General features: G+C 66.4%; 1 protein-coding gene. It reads left to right on the top strand.

What is annotated here, in order from left to right; translation table 11 throughout:
* On the top strand, positions 1–613 hold a 613-nt coding region (locus AC1DU6_RS34700; protein WP_477863056.1), incomplete at both ends, for a hypothetical protein.

The raw sequence follows: 613 nt of genomic DNA, 5'->3' as shown, positions 1-613 counted from the left end.
GCGACATGGTGCCGGTGCAGAGGCAGGTGGCGGTTGGCGTGCGGCCCAATACGTCGACGCCGTTTGCCTGTGAATTCAAGGCCGGCTCGACGGCAGGCGTGCGCGGCTTCATGCGCGCCTCGGTGTCCAGCGGTGGCGTCACGGACGCGCTGGTCGTGCGCACGGTGTCGGTGCCCGACACCAGCGCAGCGGCCTTGGGCGCGAAGTTATCGGCGCCGGTTTGCCTGACCTGGCGTACCCGGTCCGCGCCCATTGTCTCGATGGCGCTGGAGGCGAAGTCCTCGACCGGCAACTCCTGCATGGATGGTTTCATCTCGCGTTCGACGTTGAACATCGCGGGTGACGGCTGGGTGTTCCCGATTGCCGATGTGCCGGCGACCGTCGCATCCACCTTGAACGGGGTTTCGTTCAAGGCAGCCCCGCTTGCCGGCGTGGCCTATCCGCTCAAGCCGCTGATGATGCAGGCCGTGGACAAGGACGGTGCAATCTGGTTGCTGCCACTGGCAACCGAGAAACTGGCGAGCGGCGTAGTCCAGCACACGGCGCTGTTCGCGACGGCGCGGTTGGCGGACTGGTCGACAGTCAAGAAGAGCGCGTTGGCCGCTGGTTCGGT

Source organism: Roseateles sp. P5_B10, assembly GCF_056400485.1.
The sequence above is the reverse complement of the archived record's forward strand: the minus strand, read 5'-3'. Positions and strand labels throughout refer to the sequence as shown.